The organism is Campylobacter sp. CNRCH_2015_0814 (genome assembly GCF_025772765.1).
GTDB lineage: Bacteria > Campylobacterota > Campylobacteria > Campylobacterales > Campylobacteraceae > Campylobacter_D.
Map to the genome: position 1 here is coordinate 76,335 of NZ_JAKMSR010000003.1, position 20,659 is coordinate 96,993.

At 29.7% G+C, this 20,659-nt stretch carries 21 protein-coding genes; 12 read left to right on the forward strand and 9 right to left on the reverse strand.

Annotated features, from left to right (window positions below; genetic code table 11):
* Window positions 1-870 (reverse strand): glycosyltransferase, encoded by an 870-nt coding sequence (locus L8X24_RS02370; RefSeq protein WP_263663444.1) that lies wholly within the window; start codon window positions 868-870, stop codon window positions 1-3.
* Window positions 871-965: 95 nt separating this feature from the next.
* Between L8X24_RS02370 and L8X24_RS02375 the strand changes: the two genes are divergently transcribed.
* Entirely contained in the window at window positions 966-1,817 is an 852-nt protein-coding gene (locus L8X24_RS02375) for an alpha-2,3-sialyltransferase (RefSeq protein ID WP_263663445.1), read from the forward strand.
* On the opposite strand, the gene L8X24_RS02380 is transcribed toward L8X24_RS02375, so the two are convergent.
* A complete protein-coding gene (locus tag L8X24_RS02380; protein WP_263663446.1) occupies window positions 1,809-2,627 on the reverse strand; it encodes a glycosyltransferase family 2 protein in 819 nt (272 codons plus the stop codon). The genes L8X24_RS02375 and L8X24_RS02380 overlap by 9 nt on opposite strands.
* Before the next feature lie 52 nt (window positions 2,628-2,679).
* Here L8X24_RS02380 and waaF point away from each other — a divergent pair, with 52 nt between their 5' ends.
* The 4 genes from waaF (at window position 2,680) to L8X24_RS02400 (ending at window position 6,385) form a co-directional block, all read left to right on the forward strand.
* Window positions 2,680-3,594 carry a lipopolysaccharide heptosyltransferase II gene (gene waaF / locus L8X24_RS02385; RefSeq protein WP_263663447.1) on the forward strand — a complete coding sequence of 305 codons (915 nt, stop codon included), beginning with the start codon at window positions 2,680-2,682 and terminating at the stop codon, window positions 3,592-3,594.
* 92 nt (window positions 3,595-3,686) lie between these two features.
* Complete coding sequence (locus L8X24_RS02390) at window positions 3,687-3,989, forward strand: HU family DNA-binding protein (protein WP_039619003.1); 303 nt, start codon at window positions 3,687-3,689, stop codon at window positions 3,987-3,989.
* Window positions 3,990-4,084: 95 nt separating this feature from the next.
* On the forward strand, window positions 4,085-4,987 hold the full coding sequence (gene cysK, locus L8X24_RS02395; RefSeq protein ID WP_263663448.1) for a cysteine synthase A: 903 nt from the start codon (window positions 4,085-4,087) through the stop codon (window positions 4,985-4,987).
* A gap of 12 nt (window positions 4,988-4,999) precedes the next feature.
* Window positions 5,000-6,385, forward strand: coding sequence for a replicative DNA helicase (locus L8X24_RS02400; protein WP_039618998.1), 1,386 nt, complete (start codon window positions 5,000-5,002; stop codon window positions 6,383-6,385).
* On the opposite strand, the gene tpx is transcribed toward L8X24_RS02400, so the two are convergent.
* The 3 genes from tpx to L8X24_RS02415 are packed head-to-tail and all read right to left on the reverse strand — an operon-like array spanning window position 6,382 to window position 9,415.
* Window positions 6,382-6,900, reverse strand: coding sequence for a thiol peroxidase (gene tpx / locus L8X24_RS02405; protein ID WP_263663449.1), 519 nt, complete (start codon window positions 6,898-6,900; stop codon window positions 6,382-6,384). The two genes, L8X24_RS02400 and tpx, sit on opposite strands and share 4 nt — an antisense overlap.
* Before the next feature lie 12 nt (window positions 6,901-6,912).
* The gene (mgtE, locus tag L8X24_RS02410; protein ID WP_263663450.1) at window positions 6,913-8,256 is read right to left on the reverse strand and encodes a magnesium transporter; all 1,344 of its coding nucleotides are present in this window, start codon (window positions 8,254-8,256) and stop codon (window positions 6,913-6,915) included.
* Window position 8,257: 1 nt separating this feature from the next.
* On the reverse strand, window positions 8,258-9,415 hold the full coding sequence (locus L8X24_RS02415; protein ID WP_263663451.1) for a peptidoglycan DD-metalloendopeptidase family protein: 1,158 nt from the start codon (window positions 9,413-9,415) through the stop codon (window positions 8,258-8,260).
* A gap of 126 nt (window positions 9,416-9,541) precedes the next feature.
* Between L8X24_RS02415 and L8X24_RS02420 the strand changes: the two genes are divergently transcribed.
* The 3 genes from L8X24_RS02420 to L8X24_RS02430 are packed head-to-tail and all read left to right on the forward strand — an operon-like array spanning window position 9,542 to window position 12,446.
* On the forward strand, window positions 9,542-10,252 hold the full coding sequence (locus L8X24_RS02420; protein ID WP_412175325.1) for a plasminogen-binding N-terminal domain-containing protein: 711 nt from the start codon (window positions 9,542-9,544) through the stop codon (window positions 10,250-10,252).
* Window positions 10,252-11,634, forward strand: a complete 1,383-nt coding sequence (locus L8X24_RS02425) for an FAD-linked oxidase C-terminal domain-containing protein (protein ID WP_263663452.1) — start codon at window positions 10,252-10,254, stop codon at window positions 11,632-11,634. Before L8X24_RS02420 ends, L8X24_RS02425 begins: the two co-directional genes overlap by 1 nt.
* Window positions 11,634-12,446, forward strand: coding sequence for a YihY/virulence factor BrkB family protein (locus L8X24_RS02430; RefSeq protein WP_263663453.1), 813 nt, complete (start codon window positions 11,634-11,636; stop codon window positions 12,444-12,446). The genes L8X24_RS02425 and L8X24_RS02430 overlap by 1 nt, the downstream gene beginning before the upstream one ends.
* On the opposite strand, the gene L8X24_RS02435 is transcribed toward L8X24_RS02430, so the two are convergent.
* From L8X24_RS02435 to L8X24_RS02450, 4 genes are read right to left on the reverse strand one after another with little or no spacing between them, the layout of a single operon-like run.
* Window positions 12,393-13,649 carry a ComEC/Rec2 family competence protein gene (locus tag L8X24_RS02435; protein ID WP_263663454.1) on the reverse strand — a complete coding sequence of 419 codons (1,257 nt, stop codon included), beginning with the start codon at window positions 13,647-13,649 and terminating at the stop codon, window positions 12,393-12,395. The two genes, L8X24_RS02430 and L8X24_RS02435, sit on opposite strands and share 54 nt — an antisense overlap.
* Entirely contained in the window at window positions 13,646-14,209 is a 564-nt protein-coding gene (locus L8X24_RS02440) for a DedA family protein (protein ID WP_039668721.1), read from the reverse strand. The genes L8X24_RS02435 and L8X24_RS02440 overlap by 4 nt, the downstream gene beginning before the upstream one ends.
* 8 nt (window positions 14,210-14,217) lie before the next feature.
* Complete coding sequence (rny, locus tag L8X24_RS02445; RefSeq protein ID WP_263663455.1) at window positions 14,218-15,771, reverse strand: ribonuclease Y; 1,554 nt, start codon at window positions 15,769-15,771, stop codon at window positions 14,218-14,220.
* Window positions 15,695-16,324: a 5-formyltetrahydrofolate cyclo-ligase gene (locus L8X24_RS02450; protein ID WP_263663456.1), complete on the reverse strand. Its 630-nt coding sequence runs from the start codon at window positions 16,322-16,324 to the stop codon at window positions 15,695-15,697. The genes rny and L8X24_RS02450 overlap by 77 nt, the downstream gene beginning before the upstream one ends.
* 67 nt (window positions 16,325-16,391) lie before the next feature.
* Between L8X24_RS02450 and L8X24_RS02455 the strand changes: the two genes are divergently transcribed.
* From L8X24_RS02455 to L8X24_RS02470, 4 genes are read left to right on the forward strand one after another with little or no spacing between them, the layout of a single operon-like run.
* Complete coding sequence (locus L8X24_RS02455) at window positions 16,392-16,937, forward strand: TlpA family protein disulfide reductase (protein ID WP_263663457.1); 546 nt, start codon at window positions 16,392-16,394, stop codon at window positions 16,935-16,937.
* A complete protein-coding gene (gene ftsY / locus L8X24_RS02460; RefSeq protein WP_263663458.1) occupies window positions 16,937-17,803 on the forward strand; it encodes a signal recognition particle-docking protein FtsY in 867 nt (288 codons plus the stop codon). The genes L8X24_RS02455 and ftsY overlap by 1 nt, the downstream gene beginning before the upstream one ends.
* A gap of 3 nt (window positions 17,804-17,806) precedes the next feature.
* Complete coding sequence (radA, locus tag L8X24_RS02465; protein WP_258108000.1) at window positions 17,807-19,147, forward strand: DNA repair protein RadA; 1,341 nt, start codon at window positions 17,807-17,809, stop codon at window positions 19,145-19,147.
* On the forward strand, window positions 19,138-20,646 hold the full coding sequence (locus L8X24_RS02470; RefSeq protein WP_263663459.1) for a phytoene desaturase family protein: 1,509 nt from the start codon (window positions 19,138-19,140) through the stop codon (window positions 20,644-20,646). Before radA ends, L8X24_RS02470 begins: the two co-directional genes overlap by 10 nt.
* The last annotated feature ends 13 nt before the right edge of the window (window positions 20,647-20,659 follow it).

Genomic DNA, 20,659 nt, shown 5'->3' on the forward strand with positions numbered 1-20,659 from the left:
TTATATTTTCTTGAATATTCTTTTTGGGTGACAAATATAATATTTAATAGTAGGATATATAACAGATAAAAAATAATATTTATCTTTAAATGAAGGTTGATAATCAAGTTTTTCTATCAAGTCTTCTATTTTATGTTTTTTTAATAATTTCCCATAAATTCCTTTCTTATAAAAATAATTTTTATTTAAATTATATATTCTCCACATTTCTGAAAATAAATGTAAAAAAGGCTGACTTTCATCTAAATGTAGTTCTTTTATGAATTTTTTACTTTGTAGGTGCGATACTTGACAAGTTTTTTTATAATCCCAAATATAATTTTCTAAATTATATTTACTAACTTCCTTTGCCAAGAAATTAGGTCCTATAATTCCCCATTTGATTAATTTTTGATTATTTATTATTTTTTCAGCTTGCATTATTAGATTTTTACCAAATTCGCTGTTTTTTGGAAATTTTAAAAAAGAAGTTGTGATTCTTGGTTTTGTGTCATCTTTATCTACTTCTTGTGTAAAGATATATTCTTGATTTAAATTTATATAGTTTAAACAAACCATATCAAGATCCACCCATACTCCACCTTGTTTATGTAACATATTAAATCTAAAATAATCACTAAAAGCTGCTACACCTGCTCCTCTATCATCACTAAAATAGTTTTCAAAAGGAACTATTTCATTTGCATCTTTTAATTCAAAATCATCAAATAATTCATCTAGTTTTCTAAAAATTTTATTGTCAAGATTGTAAGTATAAAGAATAAATTTATAACCATTATCCATAAAAGACTTTATAGACAAAAATTCCATTAATCCTATGCCTTTATAACCTTTGGGTGTATACCAAAAACTACTAACTTCTTGCTTCATATTTTCTCTTGTAGTAAAGTAAAATTAACTTGTATTTTATTACGGAATAATATATAATTTTTAAGTTAATAAAATTTCAATAATTTAGGATTAAAATGAAAAATGCCGTTGTCGTAGCGGGAAATGGACCTAGTGTAAAAGAAATTGACTATTCTTTACTACCTGATGATTATGATGTATTTAGATGTAATCATTTTTATTTAGAGGATAAGTATTACCTAGGTAAAAAGATAAAAGCATGTTTTTTTATTGCACGGGAATTTTTTGAACAATATTATATGATGCAAAAGCTTATACAAAATGGAGATTATGAGTGTGAAGATATAGTATGCAAGATGTATAATTTTCAAGATAGGAAAGAAGAGGTTTTAAGAGAAAATTTTAAATATTTTTTTCCTATGGCTACTAATGGATATGATACTTACTTTTCAAAGCTAAAATATCTTAGCGCCGCTATAGATTTTGATGTTTGTTATAATTTTGAACGAGTGGAAATGTTAACAGGCACTTATGCAATTTGTTGTGCTGTTGCTAGTGGTTATAAAGAAATTTACCTAGCAGGGATGGATTTTTATGAACAAGGAAATTCTCATTTTTATAGCAATTATAAAATGGACTTAAAAGAGACTGTTATACATCATAAAAACAAAGATATTGAAATTATTAATTTTTTGCAGAAAAAATATAATGTAAAAATTTATTCTATATGCCCAAAAAGCCCTATTAATAATTTTATTCCTTTGGCAAAAGGTATAAACAATAATATATATAAACCTATAGCTAAACCGCAAGAAGCTATTAAAAATAAATTACTTCCAAGTGAAAAAGCTATAAAGAGATATAAAAGAATGTATTTATTATCCAATAGTTTTGTAAAATTTGTGTATGATATTTTAAAGACACCGAGTGCTATAAAAAAATATTTTTCTAAGAAGTATTCAAGATAGATAAATTACCCTATTCTTTAGCCCTAAAATTTCTTTCTCTAAGATTTCTAATATTTTTTCATTAAAATGCTTATGTGGAAAAATATTAGCTAATTTTTTAATGCATTTTAAACTTTGCTTTTTGTGCTCGTAATTTTGCCATAAAATTTCTTTATTTTTGTTTTCATATCTACCATTTTCATTAAATTCATAGCGGTATATACATTCTTGTAATATAAAAAAACTTTCACTAATCATAAAATTTATATAGTTAAAAAGCACATCCTCCCCATAGCAAAGCCTTTCTTTGAAATCAACATATTCAAAGCTTTTTAAAATCAAATTTTTCCTATATACTTTTGCCCAAACACTCCAGCAAAAATGTTTTTGCTTAAGTAAAAATTCCAAAAAATCATCTTTATTAAAAAGCTCATCTTGTTTAAATCTATAAAATTTCTTAAATTTCACTCTATGTACATATGCATCAAACACTACCATATCTACATTTTTAATTTTTTCAAGCCCAAGCTCACAAGCATTAAGCTCTAAATAATCATCAGGATCTAAAAACATTATATAGGGTGAACTTGAATTTAATACGCCTATATTTCTACTAGCAAAGGTTCCTAAATTCTCTTCATTATGTATGATCTTTATTCTATCATCTTTACTAGCATATTCTTTAGCTATATTTATACTTTTATCACTTCCACAATCATCTACTACAATAATTTCTATATCTTTAAAAGTTTGGTTAATACAACTTTCTAACGCTCTAGCTATATATTTTTCCACATTATAAGTTGGCAGTATGATGGAAATTTGACTCATGTTAACTCTTTATTTTTTGATATAATTATAGCTTTTATTTTTAAGGAAAATCATGAATATTTTTATCAATCTTCCCACTTGGCTTGGCGATGCAGTAATGGCTAGTGCGGCTATTTATGCTATAAAAGAAAAATATCCCCAAGCCAAATTTACTTTTTATGGTTCTTTTGTAAGTACAGAGCTTTTTAAACGCTTTGAAAATGCTCAAATTTTAGTAGAAAATAAAAAGCAAAGATATAAGCAAATTTTACAAGCTAGAAAAAGTCTTGGTAAATTTGATCTAGCTTTTTCGTTTCGTTCGGCATTTTCAAGCAAGATTATTTTAAATCTAATCAAAGCAAAGAAAAGATTTTATTTTGATAAAAATATTCTAAAAGAAGAACATCAAGTCTTAAAATACTTAAATTTCATAGAAAAAGCCTTAAATTTTAAAGCAACTTCAAATGTTTTAAAACTCCCTATAAAAGCAAAATCAACTCAAAAAATTTTAGGTATAAACCCAGGTGCGCATTTTGGAAGTGCTAAAAGATGGGAAGCGAGCTATTTTGCAAGGGTAGCAAAAGAATTTAGCTCCACCCATCAAATTTTAATCTTTGGAGTGGAAAGTGAGAGAGAAATTTGTGATGAAATTGAGTATTTTTTTCTAAAAGAAGGTATCAAATCAAAAAATCTTTGTGGCAAAACTAGTATTTATACTTTATGTAAAAATATTTCTATGCTTGATTTGCTCATCACAAACGACAGTGGTCCTATGCACATAGGCGCAGCTTATGGGGTGAAAACGGTGGCTGTTTTTGGCTCGACTAAATTTAGTCAAACCTCGCCTTGGCAAGAAAATGCTAAAATAGCACATTTAAATTTAGCTTGCATGCCTTGTATGCAAAAGGTTTGCCCTTTAAAACATCATAAATGTATGAAAGATTTAAAGCCTGAAGTGGTAATAAATTTAGCAAAAACATTTTTTTAGCATATTTTTCTTTGTGATTTGGGTTTAAACCTCTTGCAAAAGCTTGATAAATGTGTTAAACTTAACAATCATTTTTAATCAAGGAGCTTTTTATGACTAAAGCAGATTTTATTTCTCAAGTTGCTCAAACTGCTGGGCTAACTAAAAAAGATGCAACTGCAGCTACTGATGCAGTAATCGCTACTATTACTGATGTATTAGCTAAAGGTGATAGCATTAGCTTTATCGGTTTTGGTACATTTTCTGTAGCTGAAAGAGCTGCTAGAGAAGCTAGAGTACCAAGCACTGGTGCTACTATCAAAGTACCTGCTACTAAAGTTGCTAAATTTAAAGTAGGTAAAAACCTTAAAGACGCAGTTGCTGCTGCTAAAACTGCTAAAAAAGCTAAAAAATAATTCTTTGCGCAAAAGTTTCTAACTTTTGCGTTTTTCTTCATAGATTAAGTATTAATTTTCTTTTGATATTGTTTTAAAAAATTAGAAGGAAAACAATGTCAATTTATAAGAATATCTTAGATTGTATAGGTAATACCCCGATTGTTTCTTTAAAAGAATTTGCTCCAAATCTTTATGCTAAATGTGAGTATTTTAATCCAAGTCATTCTATAAAAGATAGAGCGGCTGTAGAGATGATAAAACAAGCTTTAAGTGAAGGTAAGATCAATCAAGAAACAACCATTATAGAAGCTACAAGTGGAAATACCGGCATAGCTTTAGCAATGATTTGTGCAAGCTTAAAGCTTAAACTTATTATAGCTATGCCTGAGTCTATGAGTATTGAGCGTAGAAAAATGATGAGTTTTTTTGGTGCAAAGTTAGAGCTTACTCAGGCAAGCAAAGGTATGCAAGGAGCGCTTGATAGAGCTAATGAGCTTTTGAGTGAAATTCCAAATTCGTTTATGGTAAGTCAATTTGAAAATATCAACAACAAAAACGCACATAGAAAAAATACCGCTTTAGAAATTTTAAAAGTTTTACCTGATCTTGGTATTTTTTTAGCAGGTTTTGGCACAGGCGGAACTATTAGTGGGGTAGGAGAAATTTTAAAAGAACACAATCCTAATATCAAAATCATAGCTTTAGAACCTGCATCTTCACCACTTTTGAGCCAAAATACCGCTGCAAGCCATAAAATTCAAGGTATAGGTGCAAATTTTATCCCTAAAATTTTAAATCAAAAAATCATAGATGAGATAGTTTGTGTAAGCAATGAAGATGCTATAAATACAGCCTTAGAGCTTGGTAAAAACGGCATAATGGCAGGAATTTCAAGCGGGGCAAATGTATATATGGCTAGAAAAATTGCTTTAGAAAATCCAAATAAAAAAGTCTTGACTATGTTAAATGATACAGCCGAGCGGTATTTATCAACTGATTTATTTGCAAATTTATAATTTGGAGTGAATATGAGTCAAAATAATGAGCATTTTGATTTAGATCTTGAAAGGGCGATTTTAAGTTCTTGTATATATAGTGAAGATTCTTTTTTTAGTATTTCTTCAGATATTGAGATTAATGATTTTTCACTCAAAGCTCATCAAGATATTTATAAAGCTATTTTAGCTTGTGTGAATGCAGGCGAGCCTATAAGTGCAAGTTTTATAAGAAAACATAAAAAAATAGATGAGCAAATTTTAGCTGAAGTTTTAGCCACTACTTCTATAGCAGATGTGAGTAAATATGCTTATGAGCTAAGAGAAAAGTCTATTAGACGCCAACTTTTAAATTTTGCTTATACTATACCTACAAGGGTAAATGAAGATAAAAGCATTTCTCAAATTTCAGATGAAATAGGCAAAGAGATTTTTAATCTCACCAACCGTGTAAATAGTAATAGTATTAAAGATATGACTATGGTTATGTCTGAGCTTATGGATGAGTTTAAAAAGCAAAAAGAAGCTGAAAACAAAGATATTTTGGGACTTGATACAGGCTTTAGTGAGCTTAATAAAATGACAAAAGGCTTTAAACCTGGCGATCTTGTAATCATCGCTGCACGCCCTGGTATGGGAAAAACTACAATTTGTTTAAATTTTATAGAAAAAACACTAAGACAAAATAAAGGCGTTGTAATGTTTTCACTAGAAATGCCTGCTACACAAATCATGCAAAGATTAATCAGTGCAAAAACTTCCATTCCTTTGCAAAAAATTCTAATCGCAGATTTAAATGATGATGAGTGGAGTAGGGTGGGTGATGCTTGTAATGAATATGCACAAAAAAATCTTTATATTTATGATAGCGGTTATGCTAGTATAGCTGATATTCGTTCGATTTTACGCAAAATTAAAGCTCAAGATGAGAGTATCGAGCTTTGCGTAGTTGATTACATCGGTCTTATGATGAGTAATTCAGCTTTTAATGATAGGCATTTGCAAGTGAGTGAAATTTCAAGAGGTTTAAAGCTTTTAGCAAGAGAATTAAATATGCCAGTAGTGGCACTTTCGCAATTAAATCGTTCATTAGAAAGTAGAGCAAACAAGCGTCCTATGCTTAGTGATTTAAGAGAAAGTGGTGCTATAGAACAAGATGCAGATACGATTTTATTTGTATATAGAGATGAAGTTTATAGAGAGCAAGAAGAAAAAGAAAGAGAAAATAAAGCCAAAAATGAAGGCAAGACTTATGAGAGAAAATTTATGCCAAATCCTGTGCAAGAAAAGGCTGAGCTCATTATAGGTAAAAATAGAAATGGCCCTGTAGGGCATGTGGATTTGCTTTTTTTGAAAGAAAAATCGTGCTTTATTGAAGCTCCAAAAGAAGATTTTGTGGTTACAAACTTTGAAGGTTAATTCAAAGGGTAACCATAATTTCTATGCATAAAAAGTTCTAAATCTTTAAAATCGATTTTTCCCATCAGCTCTTTTACAAGCTGTTTGTATACTATTTTTCCATCTTTAATTACAAAAGCTGCTCTTGCTAGCAATCCTGCAAATATACTATCATTTATTAATACCCCATAGTTTATGCCAAAATCTTTAAAGGCAAAATCACTTGCGGTTATAATATTATCAATTCCTTCGGTAGCACAAAAACGATCCATAGCAAAAGGTAAATCCATACTAACAATAATAACTTCAATATTTTTCATAGAAGCTAGTCTTTTATTGGTTTCTTTGGCTTGTTTTGAACATACTGGTGTATCTAAGCTGGGTAGAGTTAATAAAATTTGAGTTTTCCCAGGTGGTGCTATTTCTACTGGGGCAAGATTTTTGGTTCTTAGAACTACCCTTGGAGCATTATCTCCAACTTCTAATTCAATTCCTGCAAGTTCTATAATTTGACCTTTATATGTAATGCTTGACATAATTTCCCTTTTTTATAATAAAATCATTTTTGCTAAAAGTAAGAAGCTAAAAAATCCCAAACCATCAGTAATCGCAGTAATCACTACACTTGATCCTACCGCAGGATCGATTTTAAATTTTTTCAAAGTTAGAGGTACAAAAGAACCTACAAAACCGGCTAAGGCTAGATTAATTAGCATTGATAAGGCTATAACAAGTCCCAAAAGAGCTGTTTTAAACCATATGAAAGCTATAATGCTCATAATACTAGCAAATATAAATCCATTGAGTAAAGAAATTCCACTCTCTCTTAATATAACTTTTTTAGCATCTTTAAATTCTACTTCATTGAGTGAGAGCTTTCTAACTGTTACTGCTAAAGCTTGTGAGCCTGTATTGCCTCCCATGGAAGCTACGATAGGCATAAGTACTGCTAGGGCTACAAGTTGTTCTATTTCACCTGAAAAAAGGCTAATGATATTAGCTGAGATTAATGAAGTAGTAAGATTAATCATAAGCCAAAAAGCTCTAGCTTTAGCCGCTTTAAAAGCACTTTCTTCCTCAACATCTGCATCAACTCCGGCTAAGTTATAAATTTGTTCTGTTGCATTTTCTTGGATTAAATCATGGATATCATCATAGGTAATTCTACCTAAAAGCACTCCATCATCATTTACAACTGCTAAAACACTTAAATCATAATCTTCCACTATATCAATAGCCTTTTGTATGTCTTCATGATCTTTTATGCTATAGCTTTTATATCTTTCATTATTGTTTTTAATAATATCTGCAAAACTTAGTTTAAAATCCCAAAGCAAAAGATCGCTTAGGTTGATAGCATTGCAAAGCTTTCCTTGATTATCTATGATATAAACTTGAAAAATTTGATCTACTTGTCCTGAATGTTTTAAAATTCTATATCTTTTAATAGCTTTTTCTATACTCTCATCAATAGAAGCTGTGAAAATTTCTGTTTGCATATAAGCACCAGCAGTATTTTCATCATAATTTTTAAGGCGTAAAATTTCTTCTTTATCTTCTGAGCTTAAGCGGTTTAAAATGGCTAAAGTTTTTTGTGGATTTAGCTCTTCAAAACGCTTAATTAAGTCTGTTGCATCATCACTTTCAAGCTCTTCTACCGCTTTTGCAATCTTTATAATACTTAAGTGTTCTAAAATATCTTCTAAGATATGTTCAGGTGTTATAGTAGCTACATTTGCAAGTGTGTAAGTATCAAAAGATTTAAGAGTTTGCAAATAAAGCTCTTCGTTATATCTTTTGATAGTCTTTAGGGCTTCATTGGTTTCATAGGTGCTTTGATCTTTGGAAATATTTTTTAAAAGTTCTTGTGCTTCTAAAAAATCATTCATCATCTCAAAGCTCCATAGAATTTTCTATATTTTGTTCTTTTGGTGGATTTTTATAGTTTTCATCAATGCTTTGCAAGCGATTTTCATACTCTTTTGCCATTTTTAAAAATTCTTCTTTATTTTTACCGCTTAGGCTTGATTTTGGAATTTTTACTATGGTTTCAGGATTAATTGCTTTGTTATTTAGATAAAGTCCAAAATGCAAATGTGGTCCAGTACTCATACCAGTAGAGCCTACATAAGCAATCACTTGTCCTTGTTTGACTTTTTGACCACGTTTGATTTTTGCAAAACGGCTAAGGTGAGCATATAAAGTCATATAGCCTGACATGTGTTTTACTTGAACAACTTTACCATAACCACCTTTTGTCCCAACAAAGCTAATCGTTCCATCTCCTGCACTTTTAACTGGAGTACCCGTTGGAGCTGCATAGTCAATACCTAAATGTGCTCTATAGCGTTTTAAGATAGGATGATATCTTGCTCTAGTAAAGCGATCTGAAATTCTTGTGTATTTAACAGGTTTGGTTAAAAAGAAATTTTCAAGCTCTTTTCCTTGAGCATTATAATAAGAATCTTTATATAAAAACACAGAATATTCTTTACCTCTAATGTTAGCTAAAGCTGCTTGGATGTTAATGTCGCCAAAAAGTCTTCCTAGTCTTCTTTTTTGCTCATAAATTAATACTACGCTATCGCCTTTTCTGACATTTTTAAAGTTAACACTATTTTTAAAAGCTCTCACCATAGCTCTTGCTAAGGTTACACTGCCACTTTCATCATAAACATCTTGATAAGCTGAGTTGTTAATAGCTACGCGAATGGTTCTTTTTTCTTTAGTGTAAGAAATAGGGGTAAAACTCAATACGAATTTATTTTCTATATTTTTGTAAATATGAATTTGTAAATCATCACTAATTGGGATTAAAACTTGCTCAAGTTCACCTTGTTCATCTTTTAGCATTTGGTATTTAACACCACTTGTGATTTCTGCACTTAGTTCTTTATCTTCTCCATCAAGATTATAATATAAATTAAGCGGTATAGAATGATCTTGTAAAAAATCAAGTAAAGTTTTGCCATTTTCCCAAGAAAGTTCTTCAACACTTGAAATAGCAAAAAGTTTTATGGATATAAGTAAAGATATGAAAATTTTTTTCATGATAATCTAAAGCCTTCTAAAATTTAAACATAAATTTGTATTTTACTTAATTTTTCTTACAATTTTGTAAGGAAAAAACAATATAATTTATTTTTTACACTTTTTAAGGAGTATAAATTGTCAAGAATTATCTTAATGCTTTGCTGTTTTTTAGCATTTTTACAAGCTAAAAATTTTGATTTAATACAAACAAAACTTGAAAAAGTAGATGATATTTATGGTTATATAAAAGATGATCCTAGAATTTTATTGCACTCAAGTGGTATAGTTGTGCATGAAATTGATACACAAAAATCTATCATTGCAAGAGCTAGTGTAATAGGGCGTGAAAATGGCTTGGTTAAATTACAATTTAAAGTTTTTGATATGCTAGCTCAAGATGCTATGCCTTTGCCAAATGTATTGCCACAAGTAGGGGATAAAATAGTTTTAAATTATTTATACGATAGAGCTTTGATTGTAGCTCCTGATAAAAGTGTGTATGATTTTATAGCTCAAAAATTAAATGGAATTTATTTTTTACATCCTGATTTATTTGGTGCGCATATGATACAAGAATACCGCCAAACTCCAAGAAGATCAGATTTTAGATCTTTTTGTTCAAAAAATGCTGTAGGGCTTTTAGTAGTAGCTTTAGAAAATAAAGCTGAGATAGTTGATTGTCAAGATTTTGGCAAGGTAGAAGAATTTGCCATACCGCAAGCTCAAAGTTTGCAAATTCCATTTTATTCAAGAATTACAGGTTATAAAAGTGATATTTTTAGCTTAAATGATGAGGCTATTGGAAATTATTATGTATATTATGAAAAATTAATTAGCTTAACTAGAGAAAAATAATGCAAGAAATTCATCAAAAATTCTTTCAAGATCTTTTAGGGGTTGAAAATGCACATTTTGATCCTATCCATAAAAGAGCGTATAGTTATGATGCTACTAAAAAGCATTATTTGCCTGATGGAGTGCTTTTCCCAAGAGATGAAAATGATATTAGTCAAATTCTAAAATATTGTAATGAAAATAAAATCATCGTCATTCCTAGGGGCTCAGGCAGCGGATTTACCGGTGGAAGCTTGGCTGTTAATGGCGGAGTGGTGCTAAGCTTTGAAAAGCATATGAATAAGATTTTAGAAATTGATCTTGAAAATTTAGTCGCAGTGGTACAACCTGGTGTGATAAATGTGGCTTTACAAGAAAAAGTAAAAGAATATGGCTTATTTTATCCACCTGATCCTGCTAGTATGGAGTATTCTTCTTTAGGGGGCAATGTAAGCGAAAATGCAGGGGGTATGAGGGCTGCTAAGTATGGTATAACTAAAGATTATGTAATGGCTTTAAGAGCAGTTTTACCTAATGGAGAAATCATTAGAGCAGGTAAAAAAACCATAAAAGATGTGGCAGGTTATAATCTAGCTGGAATTTTAATAGCAAGTGAGGGATCTTTGGCTGTGCTTAGCGAGATTACTTTAAAACTAGTTGCTTTGCCAAAGTTTAAAAAGACAGCTATGGGGATTTTTAACAGCATTGATGAAGCGATGAATGCAGTTTATAAAACTTTAGCTAAAGGTGTAACTCCTGTATCTATGGAATTTTTAGATCAATTAAGCATACAAGCATTGGAACAAAAATTCCAAAAAGGTTTACCTATGGATGCGGGTGCGATTTTAATCGCCGATGTAGATGGTAATGTAGAAGAGGCTATTGAAGCAGATTTAAAAATCTTGCAAGAGAGTTTTTATGAATCTGGCGTAAGAGAGTTTAAAATAGCAAAAGATGAGCAAGAAGCAGCTAATATTTGGTTTGCTAGAAGAAATTGCTCTCAAAGCATAGCAATGTATGGAAATTTAAAGCTTAATGAAGATATCACAGTACCGCGTTCAAAACTACCTAAACTTTTAAAAGGTATTGCTGAAATTTCTAAAAAATATGGTTTTAAAATCCCTTGTTTTGGTCATACTGGTGATGGGAATGTGCATACTAATGTAATGGTAAGTGATAAAAATAATCCTGAGTTAGTTAAAAAAGGTTATGAAGCTGTAGAAGAGGTGTTTAAGCTTACAGTTTCTTTGGGTGGGACTTTAAGTGGAGAACATGGTATAGGCATTTCAAAAGCTCCTTTTATGAAGCTTGCTTTTAGCGAAGCTGAAATGGACTTAATGAGAAATATCAAAAAAGCATTTGATCCAAATAATATACTCAATCCTTTCAAAATGGGACTTTGATGAATTTTAAAAACTTTTTTAAAATTCTTTTGGCTTTAAGAGATAAAGAAATTTTAAATTATGCTGCGGCCTTGAGTTTTTATACTATCTTATCTTTAATACCACTTTTGTTTTTGTGTTTTTGGGTTTTTACTCAAATTCCAAGTTTTGAAATGTATCAAGAAAAAATTAAAAATTTAATTTTTACTTTTTTAATCCCAACTCAACAAGAATTAATCATACAATATATCAATACATTTTTAAAAAACAGCGTAAATTTAGGACTTATAGGGCTTTTTGCTATGACTTTGACTTCTTTGGCGTTTTTTTCAGGTTATGATTATGTGATTAATAAGCTTTTAGAAGAAGATTCTAAAAGTCTTTGGCACAGTATAAGTTCTTATTGGACTTTGGCAACTTTAACTCCACTTGGACTTGGGGTGAGTTTTTATATTTCAGGTTTTATACAAAAAACCTTAGATGATTTTAATATTGCTTTAAATTTTTTTGAGATTTTACCCTATGTGATTGTATGGGCTTTGTTTTTTGTATCTTATTCAAGTTCAGTAAGCAAAAAAGGTGATTTAAAAACTTTGCTTATTAGTTCTTTTGGTGCTTCTGTGATTTGGTATATTTCTAAGATGATTTTTGTGTATTATGCTGTATATAATAAAACTTATTTAAATGTATATGGTTCTTTTTCTGTAATATTATTTTTCTTTTTGTGGATTTATATATCTTGGATTATTTATCTTTTGGGATTAAAGGCTTATTTACTTTTAAATCAAGAAAATAAAGGGAATAAACCCAAGAGAAACTACAAAAAGAGCTAAGTATTTATTAAATATAGCGATTAAAGATAAAATTAAATAAATACAATAAAACATAAAAGATATTGATAGATTAATCGCATGCATTTTAAACTCAAAAAAATGCATTAAATATAAATCTAATAAATTTCCATAAGAAAAAATATGCAAGATTAAAACCAAAGGATAAAATATTATAAAGGCTAAGCTTAAAGGTATGGCTAAAAATTGCTGAAAGCTAAGTAGAGGAAAAAAGTATAAGACGGGGATAATCATTGCTAAAAAGGTCCAAATATTTAGCAAAAAAACATGAGTAAAATTTGAAAATTGATCTTTAAAATGGTGAAGATATAAATAAATATAAAAAACCCCAAAAATAGAAAATAAAAATCCAACACTAAAAAGAAGTTTTGGAAAAATGCTAATACAAAATGCTATACTTAAAAATAAAAATTTAAAACTGAGTATTTTAATATTTTTACTAAATAAATAAAAAGCAAAAAGACTCATCAGTAAAGCTCTTGTATAAGAAGGGCTAAAGTCTATTAAAAATATATAAAAAATTAAAAGTGAGAAAGCAAAAATACTAATATCAAGTTTTAAACTTCTATAAGGGAAGTATCGTTTATGAAAAAAAGCATATAAAGGAGCAAAAATCAAAAAGCAAAAGCTAAATAACAAGCCCAAATGATATCCACTAATAGCAATTAAATGTGCGATATTGTAAAAATTTACATCATTTCTAAGCTCACTTGATACATTTTTGGCAAAAAATAAAGCACCGTAAAATTCTTTGATTTTTTCATTTTGATGTTGATTTAGAAAATACTTTATTAAGGAGTTTTCTTTTTGTGTTTTAGTTTTGTTAAAATCATAACTTGGTGCATAAAAACTTTTACTAAGATAATCTTTGAAGTTAATATTTTTAGTAATTATTCTAAGATTTATTACATCATTTTTGCTTAAATTTAGATCTTTAAAGCTAGTGGTGTAAAAAATAAAATCAGAATTTTTGAGTTTTAAAACTTGATATTTTTTACCTTTTTTATTAGTTTTTTCATAATAAGACAAAACAATGTTATCTTTAAGTAATAAATGCTTAGTAAGTTTAAAATTTTGATATTTTTTATACTCATAGATGAGATTTAAACTAAAAATTGCTAAAAAACACAATAATAAAATAAAAAATTCTCTATAAGTTTCTTTTATAGAGAATTTTAAACTCATTTTTTCTTAGAAAAGCGTGATAAATATAACCATATAATAAAAATTAAAGTGATTATAAAAACAGGAGCTATGTAAGGATAGTTGGCAAATGCTTCAAAAGCTTCTTTTAGGGTATTTCCAAAAATAAAACCAGCATAACCTAAAATAACAGCCCAAATCAAACTAGCTAATGTATTGATGATAAAAAATCTTACAAAGCTAAATTTACAAAGACCTGCTGCTATAGGAATGATGGTTTTTACTCCATAGATAAATTTTTGCACCACTAAAAGCAAGTCGCCGTATTTTTTGATTTTCATCATAGCAAGAGCGATTTTTCTTCTATGATTTTTAAAATAAGGCATTATGTCTTTTTTGTAGTATTTTCCCAAGATAAACAACAAGGTTGAGCCTATGGTATTAGCTAAAAAGGCTAAAAATATACATAAATGCAAATCAAGTTTAGTAGAACTTGCACAAAGCACTCCTGCAGCAAGTATAGCAACCATACCTCCACCAAAAGAATAAAAAAATAAAATCAAATAGCCATAAGTGCTTAGATTATCTATCATTTCTTGCATGAAAAACCTTATCTTGCAAAATCAATAGCTCTAAGTTCTCTGATGACATTGACTTTTATTTCACCAGGGTATTGTACTTTTTCTTGAATCTCTTCAGCTATTTCTTTAGCTAAAAGCACAGATTCATCATCATTGACTAATTTTGCATTAACAATAACTCTAATTTCCCTGCCAGCATTAATAGCATAAGCTTTTTTAACCCCTTCTTTACTCTTTGCTATATCTTCAAGTTCGCTCACTCTTTTTAAGAAGGCTTCTAAAACTTCACGTCTTGCACCAGGGCGTGCAGCGCTTAGTGTATCTGCTGTACAAACTGCAGCTGATTCTATGCTTATAGCTTCTTCATGCCCATGATGAGCATAAATTGCATTAATCACAACAGGATGTTCTTTGTATCTTTTGCAAAGTTCAGCTCCTAAATCCACATGAGAGCCTTCAAATTCATGTGTTAAAGCCTTACCTATATCGTGTAAAATCCCAGCTCTTCTTGCTAATTTTTCATCCCCTCCACACTCAGCTGCTATGATTCCAGCTAAATGTGCCACTTCTAAAGAATGTGCTAGAGCATTTTGGCCATAACTTGCTCTATATCTTAATTTTCCTATTAATTTGACAATTTCAGGATGTATATTATTAAGTCCTAAATCCATTACTATAGTTTGACCTTCTTCTAAGATATTATCTTCAAATTCTTTGCAAACTTTTTCATGAATTTCTTCTATTTTTGCAGGTTGTATTCTGCCATCTTCAACTAAAAGTTCAATCACTTTTGTAGCAATGGCGCGTCTATAAAGATTAAAACAACTTACTATAATCGCTCCAGGTGTATCATCGATGATAATATCAACACCCAAAACCATTTCTAAGGTTTTAACATTTCTTCCTTCTTTACCTATAATACGACCTTTTAGCTCATCATTTTTGATATTTACTACATTGATTAATCTTTCAGCGGCAAATTCTCCTGCAAATCTTGAAGTAGCTTGCGCTAAGATAAAGTTAGCCTTTCTTTTAGCTTCATTTCTAGCTTCTTCTTCGTATTTTCTAACAATATGAGCAATTTCAGCTCTTGAGTTTTCTTCTACTTTTTGTAAAACTATATTTTTTGCTTCTTCTTGTGTAAGACCAGCTGAATGTTCAAGAATTTTTAATACCTCACTAAGTTTTGCTTCATAATTTTGTTTTAAATTTTCATTTTCCTCATGTAAAGCTTTTATAGCTTGCTGTTCTTTTGCCAGCTTGTTTTTGTTTTCCTCATGAAGTTTTTCTTGATAATGAAGATTTTGTTCTTTTTTATTAAGCTCTTCTAGCTTAATAGAATGTTCTTTTTGAAGTTTTTGAATTTTTTCATCAAATTTTTTCTTTGCTGCAAATTCAGCTTCAGCAACTGAATTTTTAGCATCTTTAAGTGTTAGTTCAGCTTCATATTCAATGGCTTTTGCTTTTGCTTTTGCTTGCTCTAAAAAGATATTGAAATTTGCATCATTAATCTTTTTGGCGACTATATACCCAATCCCTCCGCCTATAAAAACGGCTATTAATGCGACTAATATTTCTATCATTGTTTTTAACTTTCCTAAAATATTTTTTATAAGGGTTTATATAAAAATTTCCTTTTATATCATGATCTTGGCTAAAAAATTGATCAGATTTTGCATCGATCATTTGCGTAAAAATAACCAAAGGTTTTTTATAAGAAATGCTTTCAAAAAACCTATCGTAAAAACCTTGACCATGACCGATTCTTCCTAACTTTGCATCTACGCCTATTACAGGGATAATCGCAACATCAATGCGAGTTTGCAAAAAAGAATCTTTTGGCTCATACACCCCAAAGCTCTTTTTTTCAAGAGCTAATCTTAATTTTACTACCTTTAAACTTTTATCTTGCATAAATGGGACGAAAATTTGATATTTTTTTGTTAGAAAATGCCTGAATTTATAAAGATTAATTTCATATTTTAAAGGGATATATATAAGGATATTTCTACAATTTTTGCATAAATTTAGAATTTTCTTTATTTCTTGAAAAACCAAAAAATCCCTTTTGTATTGATACTTTAATTTTAAATGCATTTTGGATTTTTGTTTTATTCTAAAATTGTTTTTTATCAAGGCTTTCCTTAAAGTTTTTAACTTTTTATGTTATACTTTTAAGCTTAAAAAATCATAAGGATAAGATTTGAAATTTAAAATTTTTTTAGTAATTTTTATTATGATATTTTTTACTTCATGTTCGAGTGATAAAGAAAATTCTAGCATTGAAAATATAGACAATGCAAGTTTAACTCAAAGTGAAAATACTGATTTTACTTTAAAATTTTTAGATGGTAGAAAAATGTATGTAAAATATCATGAGCAAGCATTTAATTTTGATGATACAGCTAAAGCTAAATTGTTTGTTTTTTTTACAAGTTGGTGTGCGCCTTGTAAGGCTCAAATTCCACATTTAAATAATCTAAATAAAAAATATCAAGACAAATTTGAAGTAATAGCGCTTTTTTTAGAAGAGAATAAGGAGCAAGAAATATTAACTTTTATAGAAGATGAAAAAATGAAATTTCCAGTGGCTATAGGGGGGAATAATTTTGTTTTTTCCAAGGTTTTAAATGTCAGTTCTGTACCAACAATGGTGTTGTTTAATGCAAAAGGCGAAAAGATTAAAGAGTATTTAGGGATAATTCCTGAAGAAATGTTAGATATAGATATACAAAAAGCGATAATGTAATGTTTGGATTTTTAAAAAATGGTTTGAAAAAAACCTTAGAAAGTATTCATTTAGTTAAGGCTTCAAATAAAATCATTACTAAAGATTTACTTGAAGAAATGCTTTTAGAAGCTGATGTGGCATATGAGATAGTTGAAGAGATTATTTACTATCTTCCTCCAAATGATGAGGTTAAAAAGGCTGATTTAGAGCGTGTTATGGGGACTTATTTTATTTATGATAAACCAGAACTTGCTAATGCCAAGCCTTTTGTGGATTTGATTTTAGGTGTAAATGGGGTAGGTAAGACCACAAGCATTGCTAAAATGGCACATTTGTATAAAGAAAATGGTGAAAAGGTTATACTTGGAGCTTGTGATACTTTTAGAGCAGGAGCTATAGAGCAGTTAAAATTATGGGCGCAAAAATTAGATATAGATATCATAGCTACTTCACAAGGACATGATCCTTCAGCAGTTGCTTATGATGCTATTTCTAAAGCTTTGGCAAAAAACTATGATAGGGTTATTTTAGATACAGCAGGACGCTTGCAAAATCAAAAAAATCTTGCTAATGAGCTTGAAAAAATTGTTCGTATAAGTGATAAAGCTATGCAGGGAGCTCCTCATAGAAAAATCCTTGTACTTGATGGCACTCAAGGTGTGGCAGGAATTTTGCAAGCAAAAGCTTTTAATGATTTAGTAAAACTTGATGGAGTGATTATTACAAAACTTGATGGAACCGCTAAAGGTGGAGCTTTATTTAGCATAGCAAGAGAACTTGAGCTTCCTATTTTATATGTAGGAGTAGGGGAGCAGCTAGGACAAATTCATGAGTTTAATCCTAATGAATACGTTAAAACTTTAGTTGAAGAGATTTTTGCATAATTTATGGCTAAAAAACATATTTTATTTGAATGTCAAGCTTGTGGAAATCAGCAAAGTAAATGGCTAGGCAAATGTCCTGAATGCGGTTCTTGGGATAGTTTTGTTGAGCTAAAGCAAGAACAAATTAAGGTTTTAAAAGAGTTAAATTCACTCTCAAACACTCCAAGTTCTGCAGTATGTATAAATGACGTTATAGCAGAAAATTTCACTCGCATTAGCACTGACGATAATGAGCTTGATTTAGTTTTAGGTGGTGGGCTTGTTGTGGGCTCTTTGGTGTTAATTGGGGGTTCACCTGGGGTTGGAAAATCCACACTTTTATTAAAAATTGCTTCCAATTTGGCAAAAAGTGGTAAAAAAGTACTTTATGTAAGTGGAGAGGAGAGTAAATCTCAAATCAAACTGCGCGCAGATCGTTTGAATGCAAATTGCGAGAATTTATTTTTACTTACTGAACTTTGCTTGGAAGATATTTTAAGCGAGCTTTCTAAAAAAGATTATGAAATTTTAATTATTGATTCTATTCAAACTTTATATTCTAATAAAATTACTTCAGCAGCAGGTAGTATCACTCAAGTTAGAGAAATTACTTTTGAGTTAATGCGCTATTCTAAGGCTAATAATATTAGCACTTTTATCATAGGTCATATTACTAAAGATGGAGCTATAGCTGGACCTAGAATTTTAGAGCATATGGTAGATGTGGTGCTTTATTTTGAAGGTGATGCCAATAAAGAAATAAGGATTTTAAGAGGTTTTAAAAATCGTTTTGGAAATATTTCCGAAGTTGGTATTTTTGAAATGACTTCTAAGGGTTTAATTAGTGCTAAAGACATAGCTAATAGATTTTTTACGCGTGGTAAGGCAGTAAGTGGTAGCGCTTTGAGTGTAGTGATGGAAGGAAGCAGAGCTTTAGTACTAGAAATTCAAGCCTTAGTTTGTGAGAGTGCTTACCCAAAACGCAGTGCAACAGGCTATGAAAAAAATCGTTTAGATATGCTCATAGCTTTACTTGAGAGAAAGCTTGAAATTCCTTTGGGACATTATGATGTGTTTATTAATGTAAGTGGTGGGGTGAAAATTAGTGAAACTGCGGCAGATTTAGCGGTGGTTGCAGCGATTATTTCAAGTTTTAAAAACCGCCCTTTAAGCAAAGATAGTGTTTTTGTGGGTGAGCTTAGTTTAAATGGTGAGATTAAAGAAGTATTTTCGCTTGATGTGCGTTTAAAAGAAGCTAAAATGCAAAAATTTAAAAATGCCATAGTGCCGGTTAAACCTATGGAAGAACTTGGTTTAAAATGTTTTGTAGCCAAAGAATTACGTGAGGTTTTAGAATGGATGTAAAATTTGATGTAATCATTATAGGTTCAGGTCTTGGAGGCTTAAGTGCGGGTGCTTTTTTAGCTAGAAATGGTAAAAAAGTTTTAGTTTTAGAACAGCATTCTTTAATCGGTGGTTGTGCTACTTGTTTTAAAAGAAAAGGTGCTTTGATTGATGCGGGGCTTCATGAAATGGACCTAGGTGAAGCAAAAACTGACATGAAGCATTTGGTTTTTGAAAAACTTGGTATAAAAAATAAAATTGAAATTTTACCTTTACCAAGTGCATGGAGTATTAAAAGTAAAAATTATAATCTAACTTTACCTCACGGTATAGAAAGAGTAAAAGAGGTTTTAAAAAAGGAATTTCCACAAGAATGCAAAGGTATTGATAAATATTTTAAAGCTATAAAAACGCAAGCTTATGCTATTCGAAGGTTTCCTTGGGATTTAAAATTAAGTGAATTATTGTTATTTCCATTTAGCACTTCTTGGATATTTATCAAAAATAGATTGTTTAATAAAAAAGTTTATGATGTTTTAAATGCTTATATTAAAAATGATAAGTTAAAAAAGATTTTAAATGCAAATATGAGTTATTATCATCATGATAGTAAGGAATTTATTTTTAGTTTTCATGGCATTGCTCAAAAGCATTATTATGATGGTGGGGTATATATTAAAGGTGGCTCACAAGCTTTAAGTGATGCTTTGGCTGAGGTTATAAAAGAAAATCAAGGACAGGTTTTAGCTAAGGCTGAAGTTGTTAAAATACTCACAAAAGATCAAAAAGCTTATGGAGTAGAATACATTCAAAATAATCAAAAACACACCATCTATGCGCAAAATATCATTGCAAATTGTGATCCTTTAATCGTATATAAAGACTTGCTTAAAGATTTAAATTTAACCCAAGAAATCAAAGCAATAGAGTCTAAACAGCGTGCTTGTTCTTTGGTAAGTGCTTATTTTATTTATGATAAAGATATTTCTAAAATTTATGAAAATATGGATTATTGTAATTTTATATTTGAAGATGATTTTTTAAATAGTTCATATGAAAATACTAATATTTTAAAACTAGATATCAAAAAAAGACCTATGGCTTTTGTGAATTATTCTAAAATTGATAGTGGTTTAGCTAGCGATAGATACATAGGTGTTGTAGCTTTTAGTTCAAATTATGATGAATGGGATCTTGACAAAGAAACTTATAAAAATAAAAAAGAAGAGGTGTTGAATTCTACTATTCAAAGATTAGATGAAATTTTTCCAAATTTAAGTTCGCATCTAATCCACAAAGAATTAGCTACTCCAAAAACTATACAAAGATATACTAAAGCTTATAAAGGCACGATTTATGGTTTTTCACAAGATCAAGAAGGTGCTAAAAATAGACTGCATTATAAAAGTAAAAGCATAGAAAATTTGTATTTTGCAAATTCTTTTATTTTTCCTGGAGGCGGTTTTACGGGTGTGATTTTGGGTGGATATTTTTGTGCGAATAAAATGAATTTTCATTAAAATATAAGCAATT

Coding starts and splice junctions, on each gene's coding strand:
- L8X24_RS02370 (WP_263663444.1), bottom strand. CDS start 870: ATGAAGCAAGAAGTTAGTAGTTTTTGGTATACACCCAAAGGTTATAAA.
- L8X24_RS02375 (WP_263663445.1), top strand. CDS start 966: ATGAAAAATGCCGTTGTCGTAGCGGGAAATGGACCTAGTGTAAAAGAA.
- L8X24_RS02380 (WP_263663446.1), bottom strand. CDS start 2,627: ATGAGTCAAATTTCCATCATACTGCCAACTTATAATGTGGAAAAATAT.
- waaF (WP_263663447.1), top strand. CDS start 2,680: ATGAATATTTTTATCAATCTTCCCACTTGGCTTGGCGATGCAGTAATG.
- L8X24_RS02390 (WP_039619003.1), top strand. CDS start 3,687: ATGACTAAAGCAGATTTTATTTCTCAAGTTGCTCAAACTGCTGGGCTA.
- cysK (WP_263663448.1), top strand. CDS start 4,085: ATGTCAATTTATAAGAATATCTTAGATTGTATAGGTAATACCCCGATT.
- L8X24_RS02400 (WP_039618998.1), top strand. CDS start 5,000: ATGAGTCAAAATAATGAGCATTTTGATTTAGATCTTGAAAGGGCGATT.
- tpx (WP_263663449.1), bottom strand. CDS start 6,900: ATGTCAAGCATTACATATAAAGGTCAAATTATAGAACTTGCAGGAATT.
- mgtE (WP_263663450.1), bottom strand. CDS start 8,256: ATGATGAATGATTTTTTAGAAGCACAAGAACTTTTAAAAAATATTTCC.
- L8X24_RS02415 (WP_263663451.1), bottom strand. CDS start 9,415: ATGAAAAAAATTTTCATATCTTTACTTATATCCATAAAACTTTTTGCT.
- L8X24_RS02425 (WP_263663452.1), top strand. CDS start 10,252: ATGCAAGAAATTCATCAAAAATTCTTTCAAGATCTTTTAGGGGTTGAA.
- L8X24_RS02430 (WP_263663453.1), top strand. CDS start 11,634: ATGAATTTTAAAAACTTTTTTAAAATTCTTTTGGCTTTAAGAGATAAA.
- L8X24_RS02435 (WP_263663454.1), bottom strand. CDS start 13,649: ATGAGTTTAAAATTCTCTATAAAAGAAACTTATAGAGAATTTTTTATT.
- L8X24_RS02440 (WP_039668721.1), bottom strand. CDS start 14,209: ATGCAAGAAATGATAGATAATCTAAGCACTTATGGCTATTTGATTTTA.
- rny (WP_263663455.1), bottom strand. CDS start 15,771: ATGATAGAAATATTAGTCGCATTAATAGCCGTTTTTATAGGCGGAGGG.
- ftsY (WP_263663458.1), top strand. CDS start 16,937: ATGTTTGGATTTTTAAAAAATGGTTTGAAAAAAACCTTAGAAAGTATT.
- radA (WP_258108000.1), top strand. CDS start 17,807: ATGGCTAAAAAACATATTTTATTTGAATGTCAAGCTTGTGGAAATCAG.
- L8X24_RS02470 (WP_263663459.1), top strand. CDS start 19,138: ATGGATGTAAAATTTGATGTAATCATTATAGGTTCAGGTCTTGGAGGC.